Source organism: Paenibacillus maysiensis (assembly GCF_000520815.1).
In the GTDB taxonomy this organism is placed as follows: domain Bacteria; phylum Bacillota; class Bacilli; order Paenibacillales; family Paenibacillaceae; genus Paenibacillus; species Paenibacillus maysiensis.
The window spans coordinates 1-399 of the sequence record NZ_ASRY01000063.1 but is presented as its reverse complement, the minus strand read 5'-3'; the positions used below and the strand labels follow the sequence as shown (position 1 = coordinate 399).

The 399-nt window shown below is 56.6% G+C and carries 1 protein-coding gene; it reads left to right on the top strand.

From position 1 onward, the window contains the following. Positions 1 to 71: 71 nt before the first annotated feature. Positions 72 to 399, top strand: a 328-nt coding sequence (locus L696_RS28220) for a glycoside hydrolase family 3 N-terminal domain-containing protein (RefSeq protein WP_280740115.1), incomplete at its 3' end; no start/stop codon positions are given.

Sequence of the window (399 nt, the reverse complement as noted above, 5' to 3'; positions counted from 1 at the left end):
CAAAGACTGAGCAATATTAATAATTGAGACTGAACGATATTATTGAAGCTAAGGGAGGAGCGGCGGTGAATATGGATTTGCGCAATACTGCGGGACCGGGGGATGATCCCGATGCGATCCTCGCTGGCATGAGCCTAGCGGACAAAATCGGCCAAATGTTAATGTGCGGCTTTGAAGGAACTGCCCTGACGGATGAGGTCCGGGAGCTTGTCGCAACCGGCAAAATCGGAGGAATTATATATTTCGCCCGCAATGTGGAGTCGCCGGAGCAGGTGGCGCGGCTGACGGCGTCGCTGCAGCGTGCGGCTCTGGAGGGCGGGACGCCACCGCTTTTTATATCCATTGACCAGGAAGGCGGCATGGTGGCGCGGATTACCGAGGGCGTTGCCCTGATGCCCG